The sequence below is a fragment of the Actinoallomurus liliacearum genome (assembly GCF_039542035.1).
Classification (GTDB): domain Bacteria; phylum Actinomycetota; class Actinomycetes; order Streptosporangiales; family Streptosporangiaceae; genus Actinoallomurus; species Actinoallomurus liliacearum.
Window position 1 is genome coordinate 214,817 of record NZ_BAABHJ010000040.1, and the last position, 17,100, is coordinate 231,916.

A 17,100-nucleotide genomic window follows, 5' to 3' on the forward strand; every position below is an offset into this window, starting at 1 on the left:
TGACCGTGACGTTACCGAGCCTTTTCCCGGACGTCAGGTGTTGTCGAACTCCTGGATCACTTTTCCGCCGAGCACCTGCTCGATCAGGGCCATCCCGGTGAGCGCGGCCTCGCTCCCCGCGTCCGCGTCACCCTCCGGATCGACCTCGTCCTCCTCGTCCACCGGCTCGGGCGGCGGCGGGACCGGGCTGGGCGGCGGGGCCGGCGCGGACGGGGCCGGCGACGGCGTACGGGGCTCGCGGGGCGGAGCCGCCGAAGCGCCCCACCCGCCCGGGTCCGGAGGCGGCGGCGCGGGCCGTGCACTCTGCCCCGAACCTCCGACGAGGACGGCGTCGATACGCCAGTCGACGCCGAGGATCTCCTTCAGCGCGTCGCGGAGGACGGCGTCCTTGCCGCCGGTCGTGAACCCGCGCCGCTTGCCGTCGTTGGCGAACGCGAGCGTGAGCACCTGGCCCTCGATCGACGCGACCTCCACGCCCTCCATGAGGACGATCCACGCGACCTTGCTCCGCTGCTTGACCGCCTCCAGGATGTCGACCCACATCCGCCGGATCGCGGCCGCGTCCACCCCGCCGGCCGGCACTGCCGCACCGGAGCCTCCGCTCGGCGCCGCGGCCGCCGGTGCGGGCCTGGTCGGTGCCGCGGCGGACGGCGTCGGCCACTCGGCGGCGGACGACGGCCCGGCGGCCGGTGCCGACGGACGCCCCGCCCCGGACGTCCGGGCGGGCGCGGGCCAGTCCGCGCCGCCGGATGACTCCTCCCGCTGCGCGGCGGGCCTCTGGGCGGCGGGCGGCTGATGCCCGGGCGAGTCCGACGGCTGCGGCCGGGGAGCCTCGACCGGAGCCGCCGCCTGCGGAACGGGCGGCTGCGGGCGGCCCTGCGGCGCAGCCGCTTGAGGACGGCCCTGCGGCGCAGACGGCTGAGCGTGGCTCTGCGAGGCGGACGGCTGAGCGTGGCTCTGTGGGGCGGACGGCTGAGCGTGGCTCTGTGGGGCGGACGGCTGCGGTACGGGCTCGGCCGCGGCGACCTGGCCGCCGACGGCGATGCGGCGCTCCAGCCGCTCCAGACGGGTCAGCAGCGACGCCTCGTCGTCGTACGCGCCGGGCAGCAGGATCCGCGCGGAGATCAACTCGAGCAGCAGCCGCGGCGACGTCGCCCCGCGCATCTCCGTGAGGCCGGTGTGCAGCAGGTCGGCGGCGCGCGTCAGCTCCGCGCGACCGAGCCGGGACGCCTGCGCCTGCATCCGCTCCAGCTCGTCCGGCGGCACGTTGAGCAGGCCCGTCGCGCCGGAGTCGGGGACGTTCGACAGGATGACGAGATCGCGGAAGCGCTCCAGCAGGTCGGCGGCGAACCGCCGCGGATCCTGCCCGCCCTCCATGACCCGGTCGATCGCGGCGAACACCGCCGCCCCGTCCCGGGCCGCCACCGCGTCCACGACCTGGTCCAGCAGCGACGAGTCGGTGTACCCGAGCAGGGACACCGCGCGGGCGTACGTGATGCCCTCCTCGCCCGCGCCCGCCAGCAACTGGTCGAGGATCGACTCCGAGTCACGGGCGGACCCCGCGCCCGCGCGCACGACCAGCGGAATCGCGGCCGGCTCGTACGGCACGCCCTCCTTCTGCAGGATGTCCTCGAGCAGCTCACGGAGGGTGCCCGGCGGGATCAGCCGGAACGGGTAGTGGTGGGTACGCGACCGGATCGTCCCGATGACCTTCTCGGGCTCGGTGGTCGCGAAGATGAACTTCAGGTGCGGCGGCGGCTCCTCGACGAGCTTCAGCAGCGCGTTGAACCCCTCACGGGTCACCATGTGCGCCTCGTCGATGATGTAGATCTTGTAGCGCGCCGCCACGGGCGCGAAGAAGGCGCGTTCCCGCAGATCACGCGCGTCGTCCACACCACCGTGGGAGGCGGCGTCGATCTCGATCACGTCGATGTGGCCGGCCCCGGACGGCCCGAGCGCGACACAGGACTCACACTCGCCGCAGGGCTCGGGAGTCGGACCTTTCTCGCAGTTCAGCGAGCGGGCGAGGATGCGCGCGCTCGAGGTCTTGCCACAGCCACGCGGACCACTGAACAGGTACGCGTGATGGATGCGCCCGTTGCGCAACGCCTGCTGCAGCGGCTCGGCGACGTGCTCCTGCCCCTTGAGCTCGGCGAACGTCGCTGGCCGGTACTTGCGGTACAGAGCCAGACTCATGGGGGTCCGTCCTCGTCGAAAAGCAGAGGACCCCCCGCACACCCGTCAGAGCCTGCTTATCCTTGCTGCCTTCCGGCCCTGGGGAGGTTCACAGGATGGACGCCGTGCGAGGGGTCTGATCCGAGTCTATGGCATCCGGCGCAGGGATTCGGCCCGTACGCTCTGCTTCATGGCAGGCGATCTCACGGACCCGCGTACACCGATCTTCCACATCGCCGAACGGACCCAGTGGGAGGCAGCACGGGACTCCGGCCACCCGTACGCGGTGTCGACCCGCGGCCGTACCCTCGCCGAGGAGGGGTTCATCCACGCCTCCCGCGACGAGGACCAGGTACGCGGCGTCCGACGCGCCTTCTACGCCGACCTCGACGATCTGGTCCTTCTCGTGATCGACCCGGCGGGTCTGGACGTCCGCCACGAGCCCGTCGGCGACGACGTCTTCCCCCATATCTACGGCCCGATTCCTCCCGAGGCGGTCATCGAGGTTCGCGCACTGCCGGAGAACCGGTAGGCTCTGCGGCGGAGGATTCGCCTAGTGGCCTAGGGCGCACGCTTGGAAAGCGTGTTGGGGGCAACCCCTCGCGAGTTCGAATCTCGCATCCTCCGCCAGCTTGATCAGGCAAGACGTCGGGCCGGTACCCAGGGGTACCGGCCCGACGTGCTTCCCGGGCTCGAACCAATACACGACCGCAACGTCGACCACCCGGCGTGAGGCAGGAGAGTCTCCGGCAACGGGGCATAGGTTGCAGCGCACCGCGGTCCCTGCCCGATCAGTCGTCGATCTTCACGAAGCCATCGAACATCCAGGCCACTCGTGGGTCACGCAGACCTCACCAAGATCTCTTCTGTGATCTTGATAAATAGGCAACAATGGCCTGTTGTTAAGCCCGGGCCGGCACGCCAAGGGCGTGCCAGCCCGACGTGCTTCTCAGTTCAATTGGCACATGGCCGCTCACTTGCCTGCTACGTCAGTTCCATTTCTGGTTGTTGCCGCCGTTGCAGGTCCACAGCTGCACCAGGGTGCCGTTGGCGATTCCGGCGCCGTTGGCGTCTAGGCAGAGGCCGGACTGGACGCTGGTGATGGTGCCGTCGGCGTTGACGTTCCATTGCTGGCTGGCTCCGCCGTTGCAGTCGTAGATGACCGCCTTGGTGCCGGAAGAGGTGCCGCCGTTCGCGGCGTCCAGGCACTTGCTCCCGTAGACCTGGAGCTGCTTGGCAGAGGTCTGCGCCCATTGTTGATTCGACCCGCCATTGCAGTCCCATAGCTCCACCTGCGTGCCGTTGGTCTGCGAGAGGTTGGGGACGTCCAGGCAACGGCCGGCGTTGACGTTGCGCAGCGGTGCCGGCGAAGACGGTGGAGGCGGAGTGGGTGAGGAACCGCCGCCCTGGAACTGCGTGAAGAAACTCCACACCACTCCGGAGGTCCAGGTCCGCCAGCCGTCACACGTACACCCGTCGATCGGACCCGGGTCGTGACCGGCTCCGTCGAACGCGGCCCAGACGACGGGGTACCCGGACCGGCATCCGGAGTAGGTGGTCACGATGTGCGTCAGGCTGCCGTTCACCGGCTCGGGCGGGTTCTGTGGGGTGCAGCCGTTGTTCCTGACGAACGTGTCGCGAAGTGCGCGTCCCGAAGCGATCGGCAGGACGTTGTCCCTGATGCCGTGGAGCCCAATATAGGCGACGGGCTGGGTGCCGCCGCTGCATCCGCTGAGGTTCGCGCCGGAGTAGACCGCGACCGCGCGGAAGACCGTCGGCCGGGCGCAGGCGAGTGCGTACGTCATCGCGCCGCCGTAACTGAAGCCCGAAGAGAAGACCTGGGTCGTGTCGACGCACAGGCCGCCCTCGAGCTGCCGGAGCATGTCGTCGACGAACGTGACGTCCTGGCCGCCGGAGTTGGCCCAGCCGTTGTTGATGCCCTGGGGTGCTACGAAGATCGTGGTGTTGCCGGCGTTGTCGGCCAGCCTCCGCAGTCCGTAGTAGGACCAGTTGTAGCCGTCGGTTCCGCCCGAGTCGACGTCGTTCGCGGTGCCGCCGACCCAGTGGAATCCGAAGATCAACCGGTACGGGTGGTTGCTGTCGTAGCCGTTGGGGACCCGCAGAATGTAGCTGCGGTTCTGGCCGCTGCTCTGGATCGTGTGGGTTCCGCTCGCCAGCGTCGGGGCCTTACCGCATCCGGCGGTCGCCGCCGCGGGGCGGAGAGCGGTGGATGACGGCGTACGGCCGAGGGTGCTGCTCAGTGCCGTGCCCCCGGTGGCCAGGGCGAGGAATGCCGCTACCACCATGGTCACGAAAAGAAACTTACGTCTCACCTGCTCCTCCTTGTCCTCGGAGAGAGGGGCCGTCGCATCCCGCCGACCGCCCTTTGGCCATGTCGAATCGGTTCGACGCGAGGTTACGATCAGCGTGAATTCAGGTCAATGCTGGTCGTCAATGTCTCGTCACGGGCGAAGCTGGAACTCGTTCCCGACCCATCCACACTGGTCAGGGGACCGTCGTGCGCCCGGCCGTCGACCCGAGGTCCGGCTCGTTTCACGACGGCTTTCATCGGCTAGCAGATGACTCGGTTCGCCGCTCGTACTCCGACCACTCACGCCACCGCCAGTTCGGCCGCGCGGCAGACGTACACCAACTGCTGCCCAGTCGCAGCGAACAGGATCGGGTCGGTCGTGTCGAAGCGGGCGATAGCCATGTACTCGCGCCGATACCGGCACCACATCACTAACCACTGACGGCATAGGCCCTGAAGCTCGGCGAGTTGAGCAGAGCTCGGATCAGAGCGGACGGCAGGAATGTCGGTGGCCGTGTCTCCGATCACTGCAGCACGTGCGGGCGCAGCTCGGAGCAGTCGGAAGAGCCCTGTGAGGAGTGAACGAATCCTCGCGCCTTTCGCATCTGCCGTCGATTGGCCGGTGTCAGCGTGACGTCCAGCGCCGCTTCGGCCCTTACGGCCTTGCCGGCACACTCGAGCGTCGTCCAAGGGACTGCGGACGGACGCATGCATCCGGTGATACTTCGACCCTTGGCTGGTCACGCCTTCACCTCCGCCCAGGCCAAACGGCCTTCGCTGGAGATTTCATCGCCCATGACGTCGGCGAGCTGAGCCACGATGTGCAGGCCACGGCCGAAGTCGACGGCTTCATCCGCCGCCCAGACGTCCGGAGCTTCCCGTCGAGGGCCCTCATCCCGGATTTCGAGGCGGAGCCTCTCCCCTTCGGCGGTCAGCCGCAGGCGGATGTTCCCCCCCTCGGCCGCCCTGGAATGGCGGACGCAGTTCGTCGCGTACTCGCTGGCGATGATCTCCATGCGGTCGCGGATGTCCTCGGGGAAATCGCCGAGGACTTCACATACCCAGTGCCGGACGCCGGGCACCACGGACGGCGAACCTGCCACCTCCATCATCCACTCACTCACGGCTCACCTTCATTCACCCTCGGTCATCAAAGCTGGAATCCAGGTTCTTGGCTGGATTCCAGGCTGTCAAGGGCTCCCCTACGATGGACCTTGATCGAAAGATGACTTTCGAGGGGAGGCCGCCGGAGTGCCGACTGAAAACCTGCTCTACCTGCGGGTTGCGGACGATTTGCGCCGCCAGATCGTCAATGGCGAACTGACCGCCGGATCACGGCTTCCCTCACGCGCCCAACTCGCCGAGCAGTTTCACGTCAGCGAGAACGTCGTACGCCGAGCGATCGACGTCCTCATGGCCGAAGGGCTCATCGAGACCCGCACCGGCGCCCGGCCCACCGTTCGGCAGCGTCCACAGCTCCGCCGGCTCACTCGCTCCTGGTACCGCGAGCAGCGCGAAGGATCGCCCTTCCGCGCCGATATCAAGGCCCAAGGCCACGAAGCGGACTGGACCTGCGAATCCAAGACCACGACCGCTCCGCCGACCATCGCCGAGCGGCTCCGCATCGCAGCCGACGCGCCGGTGATGCGTACGGACTACGTGTTCACCTCCGACGGCGAGCCGGTCATGATGAGCACGTCCCACGAGCCGTTGGAACTGACACGCGGCACACCGGTCATGCTGCCCGAACGCGGCCCGTACGCCGGCCAGGGCGTCCGGGACCGGATGTCGGCGATCGGACAGCGCATCGTGACTGCGACCGAAGTGGTGACGGCCCGCCCCGTCACGCAGAACGAGTCGGCGGCCTTGAACGTGAGCGCGGGCACCATGGTGATGGTGATCCAGCGGACGTACTGGACTGACGAGCGGCCAGTGGAGACGGCGAACATCGTCGTGCCCGTCGACCGCTATGAACTGCTGTATGTCATCCCCGTCGAGGGCGACTGAGTCCTGCCCAGGATGGCAGGTCGCCGACGAGTAACCCTTTCGCACCCCGCTGGTCCGGCGCGGACTGCCACAGTCGGTGGAGCCGCCACCACTGAAACGCCGGGGTACATCAGTCTTCGGCGGTGTCGGTCGACCAGCGGGTCTAGTAGCGGCCGGAGGGGCGCGGGAGCGTGCCGCGGGCGAGGATCTGGTCGAGGGCCGTATGCAGCGGCGCGAGCGGGTCGGGGTCGAGTCCGTCGAAGAACATCCGCTTCACCAGGGCGGCGTGGCCGGGGGTGGCCCGGTGCAGGGCGTCCCGGCCATGTGAGGTGAGCACGGCGTCGGTCGCCCGGGCGTCGGCGCTCGACGGGCAACGTTCGACCAGGCCGCGTGCTTCCATGCGCAGCACCTGGTGGGAGACCCGGCTCCGCTCCCAGCCGATGCGGATCGCCAGGTCGCTGAGCTGCAGCCGCGCCGCGCCCAGCTCCTCCCGATCCGCAACTTCAGAGCGTCACCTCGAAATAACGGACAGATAGTATCACTAGCGATACTATCTACGTCGATACCATCGCCAGCAGGAGGCTTGCCATGCGGCGTTTCATCGGACGGAGCCGTGAGCTGAACGTGCTCGGCACCGCCTTGCAGTCGGTTCGCGATGCCGTCGGGTCGACGAAGCCGGGGCAGTGCCTCCTCATGCGCGGGCGGAGGCGAGTCGGAAAATCCAGCCTCGTCGAGGAGTTTCTCCGGCGCACCGAGCTGCCGTACCTGTTCTTCACCGCGGCGGGCGGAACGGCGGAGGACGAGCTGGCAGAGTTGCTCGACGCCGTCGCCAGATCCACACTGCCGGAGCGGGAACTGTTCTTGGAGGAGACCCCAGCGCAGTGGAACGCGGCACTCAGGCTGCTCGCGGAGATCCTTCCCGATGACAGACCGAGCGTCGTCGTCATCGACGAGGTTCCGTACCTCATGGACCGCATCGACGCCTTCGAGGGCATGCTCCAGCGCGCGTGGGACCGTCTGCTCACCCGCAAACCCGTACTACTGCTCCTGGTCGGATCCGACCTGTCGATGATGGAGGCCCTGAACAGCTACGACCGCCCCTTCCACCAGCGGGGCCGGGAAATGGTCGTGGGGCCGCTGAACCCGGCCGACATCGGCGAGATGCTCGAGCTTGAGCCGGCAGCCGCCTTCGACGCCGCCTTGATCACCGGCGGCCTCCCGCTGATCTGCGCGGAGTGGCGGCCCGGAGCTGACGTCTGGGAGTTCCTCCGCGACTCGCTGGACAACCCCATCTCGGCGCTGCTGGTCTCCGCCGAGCGGTCACTGGCCGCGGAGTTTCCACCGCAGGCGATGAGCAGGGAAGTCCTGCGGGCCATCGGAAGCGGGGAGAGAACCTTCACCAACATCGCACGCGCGGCGGGCGGCATCGCCCACACCACTCTCACCCGAGCCACTGATGTCCTGACTGAGAAGCGGGCGGTGGCAGCCGAATTGCCCCTCTCGACGAGACCGTCGAAGGAACGCCGTTACCGCGTGGCCGATCCCTACCTCCGCTTCTGGCTCGCCTTCCTGGATCCGCACATGGCAGAGATCGAACGGATGCGGGGAGACCTCACGCTGAGCCGGATCAAGGAGCAGTGGACGAGCTGGCGAGGGCGCGCGATCGAACCCCTCGTCCGGGAATCCCTCGCCCGCCTCCTGCCAGACGGACTGTTGCCAGCCGCCCCGGCGATCGGTGGGTACTGGACCCGCAGCAACGACATCGAGATCGATCTGGTGGGTGCCGACCGGCAGCCAGTGGCCAAGGAACTGATCTTCCTCGGCTCGGTCAAGTGGCTGGAGAACTCCGCGTTCGGCGCTCACGACCTGGCCGCGCTGCAGAAGCACCGAGCCACGATCACCGACGAGCCGGTACCGCTCGTGGCGGTCTCCCGTAACGGGGTCAACTGTTCCGGCCTCCAGGCTGCGTATGGGCCCGAGCAACTACTCAGCGCCTGGCGCAGGGCGTGAGCGGGGCACCGTCTGGTTGCAGTTGGCAGCCTGTTCCATCTGGCGATGATTCCGCTCGGCTGGTCGAATAGGGGACTCGGTTCGGATGTGACGATCTAAGGAGCTCAAGGCATGGCAGCGGATGCCCTCGATGGACCGGTACCGGAAGCAGCCGTCCGCGGGCAGCGAGTCCTCGATCTCCTGGATAAGGCAATCAGCATCCAGAGTCCGCTGGTGCGCAAGAACGTCGCCCGGGCCCGCCAGCGGAACCCAGAGGCGACACCAGCACAGGTAATCCGCAATCTGGAGCGAATGTATGTCAGCGCCTTGGCCGGGTCGGGTGCTGCCGTTGGGGGATCCGCAGCCGCGCCCGGCGTCGGCACGGGCGTCGCACTGGCACTGTCGGCAGGCGAGGCTCTCTCATCTCTTGAGCTGAGCGCCCTCTTCGCCCTCTCGATCGCCGAAGTTCACGGAATCCCCATCGACGAGATCGAACGCCGTCGAACGCTCGTGATGGGGATCATGCTCGGCGGGACCGGCTCCACCACCATTACCAAGATCGCCGAGCGTACGGGGCAACACTGGGGACGCCAGGTCGTCGCCAAGGTGCCTGTCGAGACGTTGCGTCAGATCAACGGGGTCCTGGGGAAGCACTTCATCACGAAGTACGGAACCAAGCAGGGAATCATCGTCCTTGGCCGAGTGGCACCGTTCGGTATCGGCGCGGTGATTGGTGGTAGCGCCAACGCTGCCATCGCCGCTCTGACGGTGAAGGCCAGCCGTCGCGCATTTGGCCCGCCCCCGACAACTTGGCCATGACTGGAGCCCAGCACCCCGCCAACGTCCGAGGACTCACGTGACTGACCCTCGGTGCACGCTAGTCTCAGTTTCAGTCTCATTCGCCGACGTTCACGGCTGTTCAGGATGGGGCTTCGCTTCGTTCTTACCCAGGTCACAGACGGTGCCGACCTGTCCCGGACACGGTTCCGCAGACTTGGAAAGCGTGTTGGGGGCAACCCCTCGCGAGTTCGAATCTCGCATCCTCCGCCAGCTGACCAGGAAAGACGTCGGGCCGGTACCCCTGGGGTACCGGCCCGACGTGCTTCCTAGGTCTCAGTTTTAGTCTCAGTTGGCCGTCAGGCGCGGCACCCGCTCACTCGACCATTCCGTGAAACAGCCTCGCGAGTGCCACGTCGGTTGGGTTCGCTAGGCGCCTAGCGAACCCAACTCACGGCGGGATCACTCGATCAAGCCATGGGCCGCGAACACTGTCGGGTGCATCGGCGAACAAGAGATGATCCCCACCCGAGAGAGGTTCGACATGAGTAAACGGAGCCGCGCGTGGCGGCCGTGATGCGAATCGCCGGCGAACCCGGCACCGAAGCGACGGATGCCGAAGTCATCCGTCTTTCGACACTGGAACCGGAACTGTTCGCCGAAATCTTCGATCGTTACTACGCCGAGATTCACGGGTACGCCGCGCGGCGGCTCGGGCCCGGCCTCGCGGATGACGTGGCGGCGGAGACCTTCCTCATCGCCTTCGACCGGCGGGACCAGTACGACGTGGGGCACCCGCTCGCCCGGCCCTGGCTGTACGGAATCGCCTCCAACCTCCTCTCCCGCCACCACCGGGCCGAGATCCGCCGGTACAAGGCCCTCGCCCGAGTCGCTGTCCACGAGGCCACCGACGGGCACGCGGATCAGATCGAGGGACGCGTCGACGCCGAATCCACCCGAGGGGCGCTGGCGGCGGCGCTGGCCGCGATCCCCGCCAAAGACCGGGACGTGCTCCTGCTCGTCGCCTGGGCCGGGTTGAGCGGCGAGGAGGCAGCGCGGGCGCTTCGTGTCCCGGCCGGCACGGCGCGGTCGCGGCTGCACCGAGCCCGCAAGAAGGTGCGCGCCGCGCTGGGCGGCTTCGACCCCACGACCGTTGGAGAGGACGCATGATGGACGATCTGAAGACCCTTCGGGACGCATGGGGAGAAGCCGACGCGCCCTCCCAGAGCGCCCATGCGCAGGCTCGAGCGGCCCTGCTGGCCAGAGCCGCAGGACAAGGACATGCGCCGCGGACGGCGCGCCGCCGCCTGCGACTGCCCAAGATCGGCGTTCGGCTCGTCGCCATCGGCGCGCTGGCCGCAGCCATCACCGCCGGAGTGACCGTTGTGCAGACCTCCGGCGGTACCGACAAGGCCGGGCGGCCGCGCTCGGCGCTGCCCGGCATACCCGCTGGGCCGGTCGCCAACGCGGAACAGGCGCTGGACCGGGCCGCCACGGCCGCCGACGCCCGCCCGTTCACTCCCCCCCGGCCCGACCAGTGGATATACACCGAGCTCCGCATCCGCACGTCCGCCAAGCCGGCCGGCGGGGTGACCGGCGGCCCGTACAAGACCTATATCCGGCGCCACTGGGAGCGGGCGGACGGCAAGAAGAGCGCACAGATCGTGAACGGTCAGGTGAAGGTCCTCGACGGGTTCAGCGAAACGATTCCGCCGAACGACTATCCGTCGCTGGCGGCACTGCCTACCGACCCGGACGCGCTGCTCCGATGGGTCTACGCACAAAACGGCGGGAAGCCGGGCACGCAGGGGCAGTACGAGGTGGCCTTCCAGACGTTGAACGTGATCCTCAGGGAGAACCTCCTGCCCCCGCGGACGGAAGGGGCGATCTTCCGGGCCATGAAGAAACTCCCGGGCGTGACTCTGGTGGACAATGCCGCCGACGCCGCAGGCCGGCCGGCCATCGCGCTCGGCCGGACAACCGAGGGCTGGCTCCACGAGGAGGTACTACTCGACCCGAAGTCCTACGCCTACCTGGGGGAAAGAGCAATCTCGATCAAGAACCACACATTCCGGGGGGCCGGCGATAACCCCAACCTGGACGCCGGATTCATCAAGAAGGGCGTCCTGCAGAACCTCACGATTCGCACCGCCGCCGAGATCGTCAGCGAACCGGGACAGCGCACTTCCTAACCAGTCTCAGTTTTGGTCTCATTCGCCGGCGTTCACGGCTGTTCAGCAGGGGCCGTCGCTTCGTTCCTGCGCAGGCACAGACGGTGCCGACCTGCCCCGGACGTGGTTCCGCAGACGTGGAAAGCGGGTTGGGGGCAACCCCTCGCGAGTTCGAATCTCGCATCCTCCGCCAGCTTGATCGGACAAGGCGTCGGGCCGGTACCCCTGAGGTACCGGCCCGACGTGCTTTCGTCCGCGATCATCTCCTCTTGCGCCCCGTCCCGCGCTCGAAGGGGCCGAGTATGCGGGCGGTATCGACGGTGTCCCCCAGGCGTACGAAGCGGCAGGAGCCGTCCTTCGCGAGCCCATCAGGCGATGGTGGTGGTGCGGACTCCGAAGAGCTCCGACAGCCACGGGGAAGGATCTCGGGCGGGTGTGCGGCACCGGCAATGGACGCGCCTTGCGGCCTGTCGTCCGAGCCGCGGGGCGTCGTGCGGGGTTCGGCGGCTTCAGGCGCCGGGTCGGTTCGCGGTGGGGAGGGTGATGGGGGTCTGTGTTGCCGACGTGCCGTTGTTGAGGTACAGCATGGCGACGCCGCGTATGAATGAGTCGAACAGGGAGTAGCCGCTGGGGGCGGTGCTCGACGTGCCTTCGCGGAACGCGACGTAGAGCGGCCAGCCGGCCTGGATCAGGGCGCGTGAGACGAGGTCGTGCGGCAGCTTGAGCCAGTCCGAGTAGGTGTCGCCGATGAGGTAGCGGACCATCTCGCTGACGAAGCCGGTGTCCACGCCCAGGGTTGGCTGCTCGATGTAGCCGAGCAGCGTATGGGCCAGGTTGACGCCCTCGGTCGTGGAGGCGAGGTTGGGCCACAGCATCTGCTGCGCCTGCGCCTGAGCGTCGGCCCAGCTCTGTGGGATGAACTGGTCCTGGACGCCGAGCAGGTGGAGGGCGACCTGCCAGGCGTGGAGGTCCGCGGCCTGCTCTGCGGCCGACAACTTGACGCCCCACTTCTGCATGTTGTTGTGCGCGACAGTGGCCACCGAGTGGAAGGTGCGCAGGATGTCGCCGTTGCTGATCGGCTTCGACTCGTCCGCGGTCGCCTCGTAGTGCGTCGAGGTCGGAAGCAGGTTGCGCACCATGGAGTGCACCAGGCGCGTCTTGTTGGCGCTGACGATGAAGTGCCCGGTTGGGTGCCAGGCACTCCCGCTGTGCAGGTCGTACCCGAAGGTGAAGGTCTTGGCCGCGCGGGCCTTCATGTCGGCGCCGCCTGCGGACCAGTAGACCGCGCGGGCCTCCCGGGGGATCACGGTGCTCAGGATCCCGCTACCGAGGCTTTCGGACACGAACAGGTAGCTGCTCAGGCGTGTGTAGAGCTTCTCGGACGCGGCGAGCATGCTGGAGTCCGCCCACGAGGGCAGCTGGTTGACCTGCTGCAGGTAAGAGACCAGGTAGCTCGGCATTCCGGACGGAAGCGGATCGCTGTTGTTGACCCACGACTGCCAGGCGGTGTTGACCGCCGAGATCTTGCCGTCGGCGAGTAGCTGAGCCGCAACCTGGTCCGGCACGGGGTCCCACACCGAGAACGGGTCGGTGACCGTGTCGGCCTTGGCGATCGAGCCTGCTGACGACCACGACCACGGCTTGGGTGCCTCAAGCGCCGCGGTCGTGAGACCGAGGGCGGCGCCAAGCGTCAGGACGCGCCTCCTGCTGAGACTTTCCATTCACTTACCTACTTCCGCGCGAGGCCGGATGCACCGCATCGTGCCTGCACCTAGGAGGATGAAGCGGAGTCGAAGGAGAGAGAATTTCCATTAACATAACCAGGTGGGTCGAGGACGGCAAGGATCCGTTTCAGGCGAGTTTTTCTGTTGCCGCGATGGCGATGCCCCGGCCGATCGGTGGAGACGCCCTTCATCAACTCGTCCAGCAGCTCGTGCTTCCACCCGGTTGGCGGACCGCCTCTGCACCCGGGGCTGATCCATCACACTGTGATTGACTTGCGCGTGTGGCCATGGTCGTCCGTACGTCCGACCGAGTGTTGCCGTGACGTCAGGGACGGGCGCGGCCACCCGCCCGCGCAACCGCAAGCAGTTGATCATCGAAGCCGCCAGCCAGGTGTTCAGCGACCGGGGTTACCACGCGGCGTCCATGGAGGAGATCGCCGCCGGAGTGGGCATCACCGCGGCGGCCTTGTATCGGCACTTTCCGAACAAGTACGCACTGTTCGCCGAATGCGCGGACGGGATGGTGGAGAGACTCGTCGGGGCGCTCGACGGCGTTCCCCCCGAGGCTTCGCTGGCGGAGGTACTCAGCGCGCTCATCCGGGTGACGGTGGCGTACCGGACGTCGGGAGGCCTGTACCGGTGGGAGGCTCGATACTTGAACGATGCCGACCGCCGACGGGTCGGGGGCAAGTTCGCGCGGGTCGTCGAGCGGGTGACGGTGTCGGTGCGCCGCGAACACGCGCTGCCTTTGGAGGGGCTGCGTACTGTCGCGGCCCTCGGCGTCATCGGGTCCATCACGACGCATCACACCTCCATCGCTCAGCGTCGGCTCGAAGATCTACTCCTTTCCGCCGCGCTCCGGGCGGCGGCGACCGATCCGGCTTCGGGCGGGCGCGTGCGTTCCGCCGACCTGCCCGCCCAGCCCGTACCACGTACGCGACGGGCGGAGATCCTCGCGGCGGCCATCCCGCTGTTCGCTCGGGACGGATTCGCCAATGTCACGAACGGGCAGATCGCGAAGGCGGTCGGGCTGGCCCCTTCCGCGCTCTACCGGCACTATTCCGGCATGGTCGACATCTTGGTCGCAGCTTGCCTGCAGGCCGCCGGAATCCTGGCCCAGGCCGTCGACCAGAACCTGCACGATGTGGCCGACCCCCACGAAGCGGTGCTCGCGCTGGCGGCGACCTATGTGGCCTACAGCTTCGAGTACACCGCGCTGACCAGCGTCGCCAGCGCCGAGATCCCTGGCCTGCCGCCGGACGTACGCGAGCCACTTGCCCTCGCCCAGCGCGAACACATCACCGTCTGGGAACAGCAACTCCGCCTGGCCCGCCCCGACCTGGACCGGCGCCAGGCCCGAGTCCTGGTCCACGCAGGCCTCGGCGTAGTAGCCGAAGCCGGCCGTGCCCTCCGTTGGGAGGACACCCCCGACCACCGAAACGCCGTCACCGCCCTGATCGTAGGAGTCCTGGGCCTGTAATGGGACCCGCTGTCTGGGGCCGCCCGCTACCGGGCCACGTCGTCGGCGCTTCTCGGCTCCCCCATCATGCCCGTTCTTGATCACGTCCCAGGCGGGGTTGCCCGTCGGGGACATGGTGTGCGCGGAGTTCGACGGCGGGGTCGGGTCGCCGAGCTGCGAGACGTGCACGGTGGTCTTGGCGGGCAGCCTGTTCTGCAGCCAGTAGGCGTCGAAGTAGGAGTCGATGCCGCCCGGACGGGTGTCGCCGCGGTGCACGATGCAGTGCGTGCGGTCGCCGTCCTGGACGACCATGTGCGAACCCTTCAGGATCTTGTGCAGCTCCAGCGCGTCGGCGTACGGGGTGGCCGCGTCGTTGGTGGCCTGGAACAGCAGGATGTTCTTCGGCAGGTCCCGCGTGTGGCCGACCTTGACCGGTATGCCCGGCTTGGCGTGCCAGTACTTGCAGGGCGCGTTGTACCAGACGTTGAACCAGGCGTAGAACGGCGCCTTCCGGTCTACGCGGGCCGCGTCGGTGTGCCACTTCCGCCAGTTCAGCGGCCATTTCACGTCGGTGCACTGAATGGCGTGGTAGACGGCGAACTCGTTGTCGTCACTGCCGCCGGTGGTGTTGGCGCCGAAGGTGTCCAGGAAGGTGTCCAGGTCGCCGGACCGGTAGGCGGACAGGCCGACGGCGTAGCTGTGCCACACGGCCTGGCTGCGCCGGTACGCGGCATTCTGGATGGTGTCCACGAGCTCGGACGCGCCGACCGCGACGCCGTTCTTGACGATGGGCGCCTTGGCGAGCTCGGCCTCCAGGCCGTAGTAGAACTTCCGGACCGCCGCCTGGGTCCTGCCCAGGTGGTAGCGGTCGTCGTACTTGGCGATCCAGCCGAAGTAGTAGTCCATGTTCTCGTTGAACGCGACGTCCTGGGGCCGCTGGGCGTCGTACCAGACGTTGCCTGGGCCGACGTTGCCGTCGAGGACCATCTTGCCGACGCGCTCGGGGAACACCGTGGCGTAGACCTGGCCCAGGTAGGTGCCGTAAGAGCCGCCGTAGTAGTCCAGCTTCCGGTGGCCGAGTGCGGCACGGATCGTGTTCATGTCACGGACCGCGTCGATGGTCTTCATGTGATCGAGCAGGTCGACCTTGGAACCCTTGCCGTACTTACGGTCGCAGGCGTCCGCGTACGCCCGCGACCGCTTCAGCCAACTCGCCTCGAACTTGGCGTCCCCGTGGCCGTAGGCCGGCCGGGGAGCGTTGCTGTAGTCGGTGTCACAGCTGATCGCGGGCTTGCTGAAGCCGATGCCGCGCGGGTCGAACCCGATGACGTTGTAGGCCGCCTGCATCGGGGCCGAGTTCAGGGCGTAGAAGGCAGGGCCGAACAGGGCGCCCTCGCCGCCCGGGCCACCCGGGTTGACCACGATGTCGCCCTTGGCCTTGCCGGTGCCCTGGTGGGGGGTCCGGGTCAGCTGGAGCGTGATCTTCTGGCCGTTCGGGTGGGCGTAGTCCAGTGGGACCCGCAGCTCGGCGCACTGGATGATCGAGGAGACCTCGACCGGGCCGACGTGGTCGTAGGCTTTCGCGCCGTTCACGATGTCGCCGCTGCACGCATGCCACTTCAGGCTCGCGGGACGGAACGCGTCGGACGCGTCCGTGGCCGCGGATGCGCTTGTGGCGCCGGGTCCGGTGATGCCCAGAGCGGCCGTCGCGGCCGCGACGACAAGCTTCTTCACAAAACCCCCTTTTAGGTCGGACCGTCATTAGCGACAAAACGCTACGGCGCAGTGGCGACGACCGCCCATGTGGCTGGCAGGCCGGACCCGGGTGGGGTTAACCCCATCGGCACACGCCTTGGCACCGCAACGACAGGGAGCCGGGGTCACGCCTTCGTACGGGTGCGTCCCAGGCGGAGGGCGGAGACGAGGAAGAAGACGCCGCCGAGGAAGGCGTAGCCGGCCAGGTTGCTCAGAGAGGCGCCGTCCTCGCCCGCCTGGGCGACGAACGAGGCGCCGGCAAGGATGGAGATGGAGCCGCTGGCGATCATCGCCCACTGACCGCCGAGTTGGCGTCGGACGGCGCCGACGATGAGCTGGACGATGCCCGCGGTGACGGCCCAGGCACCCCAGACTCGCAGGACGGCGGGGATGCCGCAGGTGGCGGCGATGGCGAGGCCGATGCCGGTGAGGGCGCTGAGCGCGATGTTCACGTACAGGCCGCGCACCGGTCGGCCGTTCACCTGGGCGGACCTGATATCGATGACCGCGCACGCCACGTCGAACAGGGGGTAGATCACCAGCAGCGTGGCAGTGAGCGGGCCCAGTGTGTCGGCGGTTGCGAACAGAAGGACCGCCCATACAGCGGCGAACGCGAAGCGCAGGAGGTACAGCTTGCGCAGGACTGCGGGAGCGCTGGTGGGAGCGGTACCGGCGAGGGTGTCCACGGAAGTTCCTTTCAGTGACAGCGTGTTGGTGCCAGTCGGCTGGGTCATCGAGTGCTCCTCCATGGAG

At 67.9% G+C, this 17,100-nt stretch carries 13 protein-coding genes, 1 tRNA gene, 1 other RNA gene and 1 pseudogene; 8 read left to right on the top strand and 8 right to left on the bottom strand.

All coding sequences use genetic code 11. The annotated features are described in order from the left end of the window. Positions 1-33: 33 nt before the first annotated feature. Both ABD978_RS39510 and ffs read right to left on the bottom strand, forming a co-directional pair. Positions 34-2,196, bottom strand: a complete 2,163-nt coding sequence (locus tag ABD978_RS39510; protein WP_345366076.1) for a DNA polymerase III subunit gamma and tau — start codon at positions 2,194-2,196, stop codon at positions 34-36. A 22-nt stretch (positions 2,197-2,218) separates the two neighbouring features. Continuing rightward, an RNA gene (gene ffs / locus ABD978_RS39515) (signal recognition particle sRNA small type) lies at positions 2,219-2,315 on the bottom strand. Between the two features lie 50 nt (positions 2,316-2,365). Here ffs and ABD978_RS39520 point away from each other — a divergent pair. Then, positions 2,366-2,707, top strand: coding sequence for a DUF952 domain-containing protein (locus ABD978_RS39520; protein WP_345366078.1), 342 nt, complete (start codon positions 2,366-2,368; stop codon positions 2,705-2,707). 10 nt (positions 2,708-2,717) lie between these two features. Then, positions 2,718-2,805 (top strand) — tRNA-Ser (locus ABD978_RS39525). 359 nt (positions 2,806-3,164) lie between these two features. Here ABD978_RS39525 and ABD978_RS39530 read toward each other — a convergent pair. Further along, positions 3,165-4,481: a ricin-type beta-trefoil lectin domain protein gene (locus ABD978_RS39530; protein WP_345367408.1), complete on the bottom strand. Its 1,317-nt coding sequence runs from the start codon at positions 4,479-4,481 to the stop codon at positions 3,165-3,167. A gap of 745 nt (positions 4,482-5,226) precedes the next feature. Further along, entirely contained in the window at positions 5,227-5,571 is a 345-nt protein-coding gene (locus ABD978_RS39535; protein ID WP_345366080.1) for an ATP-binding protein, read from the bottom strand. Positions 5,572-5,737: 166 nt separating this feature from the next. Between ABD978_RS39535 and ABD978_RS39540 the strand changes: the two genes are divergently transcribed. After that, positions 5,738-6,493: a GntR family transcriptional regulator gene (locus ABD978_RS39540; RefSeq protein ID WP_345366082.1), complete on the top strand. Its 756-nt coding sequence runs from the start codon at positions 5,738-5,740 to the stop codon at positions 6,491-6,493. Between the two features lie 142 nt (positions 6,494-6,635). On the opposite strand, the gene ABD978_RS39545 is transcribed toward ABD978_RS39540, so the two are convergent. Beyond that, on the bottom strand, positions 6,636-6,956 hold the full coding sequence (locus ABD978_RS39545) for a MarR family winged helix-turn-helix transcriptional regulator (protein ID WP_345367410.1): 321 nt from the start codon (positions 6,954-6,956) through the stop codon (positions 6,636-6,638). A gap of 104 nt (positions 6,957-7,060) precedes the next feature. Here ABD978_RS39545 and ABD978_RS39550 point away from each other — a divergent pair, with 104 nt between their 5' ends. The 4 genes from ABD978_RS39550 (at position 7,061) to ABD978_RS39565 (ending at position 11,430) form a co-directional block, all read left to right on the top strand. Continuing rightward, entirely contained in the window at positions 7,061-8,482 is a 1,422-nt protein-coding gene (locus ABD978_RS39550; RefSeq protein ID WP_345366085.1) for an ATP-binding protein, read from the top strand. 111 nt (positions 8,483-8,593) lie between these two features. Then, positions 8,594-9,280, top strand: a complete 687-nt coding sequence (locus tag ABD978_RS39555; RefSeq protein WP_345366087.1) for a hypothetical protein — start codon at positions 8,594-8,596, stop codon at positions 9,278-9,280. A 522-nt stretch (positions 9,281-9,802) separates the two neighbouring features. Next, positions 9,803-10,408, top strand: coding sequence for an RNA polymerase sigma factor (locus ABD978_RS39560; RefSeq protein ID WP_345366090.1), 606 nt, complete (start codon positions 9,803-9,805; stop codon positions 10,406-10,408). Continuing rightward, a complete protein-coding gene (locus ABD978_RS39565; RefSeq protein WP_345366092.1) occupies positions 10,405-11,430 on the top strand; it encodes a CU044_5270 family protein in 1,026 nt (341 codons plus the stop codon). The genes ABD978_RS39560 and ABD978_RS39565 overlap by 4 nt, the downstream gene beginning before the upstream one ends. Positions 11,431-11,918: 488 nt before the next feature. On the opposite strand, the gene ABD978_RS39570 is transcribed toward ABD978_RS39565, so the two are convergent. Next, complete coding sequence (locus ABD978_RS39570; protein ID WP_345366094.1) at positions 11,919-13,130, bottom strand: oxygenase MpaB family protein; 1,212 nt, start codon at positions 13,128-13,130, stop codon at positions 11,919-11,921. A 322-nt stretch (positions 13,131-13,452) separates the two neighbouring features. On the opposite strand from ABD978_RS39570, the gene ABD978_RS44120 reads away from it, so the two are divergent. Further along, the gene (locus ABD978_RS44120) at positions 13,453-14,613 is read left to right on the top strand and encodes a TetR/AcrR family transcriptional regulator (RefSeq protein WP_425550827.1); all 1,161 of its coding nucleotides are present in this window, start codon (positions 13,453-13,455) and stop codon (positions 14,611-14,613) included. A gap of 183 nt (positions 14,614-14,796) precedes the next feature. Here the strand turns inward: ABD978_RS44120 and ABD978_RS44125 are convergent. Then, a pseudogene (locus ABD978_RS44125) lies at positions 14,797-16,326 on the bottom strand (alpha/beta fold hydrolase); the annotation flags it as partial. Positions 16,327-16,472: 146 nt separating this feature from the next. Next, positions 16,473-17,081, bottom strand: a complete 609-nt coding sequence (locus ABD978_RS39580) for a hypothetical protein (protein WP_345366098.1) — start codon at positions 17,079-17,081, stop codon at positions 16,473-16,475. Positions 17,082-17,100: the final 19 nt, after the last annotated feature.